Consider the following 3,724-nt stretch of genomic DNA (forward strand, 5'->3'; position numbering starts at 1 on the left):
CGGCTCGCGCCTTCTGCTTGCGTGCCTGACGGAGATTGACGATCTCGGCCATGTCACGCCGCCTGTCGGGTCACTTCTTGCGGAAGGCGTCAAGCGACACCACGTCGGCCCCCTTGGCGCCGGCCTCGGCCGCGGCAGGCTTCTTTTCCGCCTCGGCGGCTTTCTTCTTCGTCTCGGGCTTTTTCTCGGCGACGATGGCCAGCGGCTCGGGAGCAGGCTTGGCCTTTGTCTCCTGTTCCGCCGGGGTATCCGTCTTGACGTCGAATTCGAGCTCGAAGTTGACGGACGGGTCGTAAAAGCCGCGCACGGCCGAGAACGGGATTTCCAATTTTTCCGGGACGTCGGAAAATGACAGCCCGACTTCGAAACCGGTGTCGCTCACCTTCAGGTCCCAATACTGGAACTGGATGACGATGGTCATCTGTTCGGGATAGCGCTCGCGCAGCCGCGACGACACGCGCACACCCGGCGCGCCGGTGAGAAAGGTGATGAAGAAATGATGGTTGCCCGGGAGACCGGTGCGCGCGACCTCGGCCAGGACCTTGCGCATGACGCCGCGCAACGCCTCCTGGGCCAGAATGTCGTAGCGGATGTGGTCGTCGGCCATGTGGCTGTCGGGTTCCGTTGAATCGTCCTGATAGCTGTAATCAAGCTTGAGCGCGGCGTAAACCGGATATAGATCGCCGGTGTGCGGAAGCGAAGCCCATTGGCGACGATTTGATCGTCAAACGGCTTTGATCGTCAAGCGTTGGCGAGCGTGCGCTGCTTGCCTGCCCGGGTCGCAGGCTGCCGCTTGCCGAAGGCGCGCAGGAAGGTACGCACGCCATTTGTCGCCGATTGCACCACCTCGTCCTCGGTTGGTGTACCGCCGAGCATGAACGTCGTCTGCAACTCGGCATTGGCAAGCGCCATGAACTGGCGCGCTGCGACATCGGGATCGTCGATATCAAGCAAGCCGGCATGAGCGAGGCGGGCGAAACGGGCGGCGATCGCCGGCCATGTCCTGCCCGGTCCTTCTTCGCGCCATTCGGCGAAGAGCTCAGGATAGCGCCCGCCCTCGGTCTGGATCAGCTTGCGCAGGAATTTGCCGTCGCGGTTGCAGATGCAATTTTGGTTCATCCGCACGGCAAAGGCGATGAGGTCGGCCTCGAGATCCTTCGGCTGATCGGGAAAAGTGGAAATCGTGGCAAAGATGCCGGCATTGCAACGTTCGGTGAGGTCGCGGACGATGGCAACGAAGAGTTTTTCCTTGTCGCCGTGATGATTGTAGATGGTCTGGCGGGAGACGCCGGCCTCGGCGGCAATCATGTCGATATTGGCACCGGCGAAGCTTTCGCGGCAGAAGACCGAGGCGGCGGCATCGACAATCGACATCCGCTTGGCCTCATGGCCCCGCGGCGGGAAAATGTCAGGAGAAACGTTGGCCTTCATGCAAAACTATATAGAGGTGGTTGACGAATTAGACAAGCCTGTCTAAATTTGTGGACTTGCACGAAGGGGGTTTCGTTCCGCAGAGGAGTCGGAACTCCACGGGATGGAACGTCCTAGGGTTACACGCCGGTCCTCGGTGGCAACCAGAATTCGAAAGAGCCTGCTATCATGAATGCCAAATTCCTCCGCATTGCGGTCGTGCTCGGCCTATTGTCCGCCATCGGCCCGTTTGCCATCGACATGTATCTTCCGGCCCTGCCGTCGATCGGCGAGGATCTGCATGCCGGCACTGCCGCGGTGCAGATGAGCCTGCTGATCTTCTTTCTTTCCATGGGCTTCGGCCAGATCGTCGTCGGACCGATCTCCGACATGGTCGGCCGCAAGCTGCCGCTCTACGGCGGCCTGGCGCTGTTCATGGTCGGCGGCGTCGGCTCGGCGCTGGCTCCCTCGATCGAATGGCTGATCGCCTTCCGCTTCCTGCAAGGGCTCGGCGCCAGCGCCGGCATGGCCGTGCCGCGCGCGATCGTGCGCGATCTGCATACCGGCACCGAGGCCGCCAAGCTGATGTCGCTGCTGATGCTTGTGTTTTCGGTGTCGCCGATCCTGGCGCCGCTGACCGGTAGCCAGATCATCGAGAATTTCGGCTGGCGCGCCGTGTTCTGGACAGTGACGGGCGCGGCCGTGCTCGCCACCATCCTGCTGGCGACCTCGCTCAAGGAGACACGGCCGGTCGAGGAGCGCGCCGGTTCGTCCTTCGGGACGGCACTTTCAGGCTACCGCTTCCTGATGGGGGACCGCAACTTCCTTGGCCTGACGGCCATCGCCGGCTTCGGCATTGCGAGCTTCTTCGTCTATCTGTCGAGCTCGTCCTTCATCCTGATCGACCATTATGGGCTGTCGCCTTCGGTCTACAGCGTATTCTTCTCGATCAATGCGGTTGCCTTTATCGGCATGTCGCAGCTGACCGGGTTGCTATCCGAGCGGTTCGGGCTGCAGCGCGTGGTGCGTGTCGCGGTGACCGGCTATGCGACGACGATGGTGGTGCTATTCGCGGTGATGGCATCGGGTGTCGACCGGCTCGACGTGATGGCGGCGCTGCTGTTCATCGGCTACGGCTTTCTCGGCCTGGTCATCCCGACCACGTCGGTGCTGGCGATGGAAGAGCATGGCGAGATCGCCGGTACGGCGTCGGCGTTGATGGGCACGCTGCACTTCGCCATCGGCGCGGTCGCCATGGGCGTCGCCGGCGTGTTTTTCGACGGCACGCCGCTGCCGATGGTGGCGGGCATCACGCTCTGCGCGGCGATCTCCTTCACGCTGGCCAAGATAACGCTCGGCCGCAGCCGGGACGTTGCGGAAGCGCCGGCGGAGTAAGCTTCATCTATCGAGACAAAAAAGGCCGGGCGACGTTCCCGGCCTTTTCACGTTTGCGATCCCGGTTCAAAGCAGCCTATGCCTATATGACGGGTTCAGGACATGCAGCTTCGACATCTCAAGACCTTCGTGGCGGTCGCCACCACCTTGAACATCACGCGCGCCTCCGAGCGGGTTCATCTTGCCCAATCGAGCGTAACCGAACAGATCCAGGCGCTGGAAGCCGATCTGGGCACGTCGCTGTTCGACAGGTCACGGCGTGGCTTGAAGCTGACCGCGGCGGGACAACGCCTGCTGGACTACGCAAACGATCTCCTCGATCTCGCGGACGAAGCCCGTTCCGCTGTCGCCGACGCGAGCGGCACGCTTGCGGGTCGCCTGACGGTCGGCGGCCTGGAGACGCTTTGCTCGACACGCTTGCCAGCTTTGCTGAGGGAATTCCATCGGCGCCATCCCGATGTGGAACTGAACCTCAAGGCGGACGATAGCAGTGGGTTGCGTGCCGGCGTGACAAGCGGGGCGCTGGACGTATCTTTCCATTTCGGAGCCGTCCCGGCGGCGGCGCCGGAGCTGCGAAGCGAGCAAGTGGCAGTAGAAGAGCTCGTCACCATAATGCCGGCAAATCACCGGTTGGCCGGACATTCTGCCATGACGCCCGACGATCTGGCTGACGAGGCTTTCCTCGTCACCCAGCGCGGCTGCGTCTATCGGCGGATGTTCGACGAAGCGTTCGCAGCGACGCTGCCCGACCGTCCGAGGCTGGTTGGCGAGTTCGCCAGCATGGGCGCGATACGGAGCCTTGTTGAAGGCGGTCTGGGATGCGCGCTGGTCCCGCGTCTCGTGGCTTCTGCCGCTGACGCCAATATCGTCGTGCTGCCTTGGGTCGGAAGCAGCCCGGTGACGCCGGTCACCATGGTAT

General features: G+C 62.7%; 5 protein-coding genes. 2 read left to right on the top strand and 3 right to left on the bottom strand.

Annotated features, from left to right (window positions below; all coding sequences use genetic code 11):
• The 3 genes from E5W70_RS31030 to E5W70_RS31040 form a co-directional block, all read right to left on the bottom strand.
• Nucleotides 1-52, bottom strand: a 52-nt coding sequence (locus tag E5W70_RS31030) for a DUF4169 family protein (RefSeq protein WP_292665067.1), incomplete at its 3' end; no start/stop codon positions are given.
• Nucleotides 53-70: 18 nt separating this feature from the next.
• Nucleotides 71-607: an SspB family protein gene (locus tag E5W70_RS31035; protein ID WP_292665063.1), complete on the bottom strand. Its 537-nt coding sequence runs from the start codon at nt 605-607 to the stop codon at nt 71-73.
• Nucleotides 608-741: 134 nt separating this feature from the next.
• Nucleotides 742-1,431 carry a TetR/AcrR family transcriptional regulator gene (locus E5W70_RS31040; protein ID WP_292665064.1) on the bottom strand — a complete coding sequence of 230 codons (690 nt, stop codon included), beginning with the start codon at nt 1,429-1,431 and terminating at the stop codon, nt 742-744.
• Nucleotides 1,432-1,599: 168 nt separating this feature from the next.
• Between E5W70_RS31040 and E5W70_RS31045 the strand changes: the two genes are divergently transcribed.
• Together E5W70_RS31045 and E5W70_RS31050 are read left to right on the top strand one after the other, a co-directional pair.
• A complete protein-coding gene (locus E5W70_RS31045; protein ID WP_023676705.1) occupies nt 1,600-2,805 on the top strand; it encodes a multidrug effflux MFS transporter in 1,206 nt (401 codons plus the stop codon).
• Between the two features lie 129 nt (nt 2,806-2,934).
• Nucleotides 2,935-3,724 (top strand): LysR family transcriptional regulator (locus E5W70_RS31050; RefSeq protein WP_292665065.1); only part of this gene is annotated, 790 nt, incomplete at its 3' end.

Origin of the sequence: Mesorhizobium sp., assembly GCF_005063415.1 — a bacterium.
Taxonomy (GTDB): Bacteria; Pseudomonadota; Alphaproteobacteria; order Rhizobiales; family Rhizobiaceae; genus Mesorhizobium.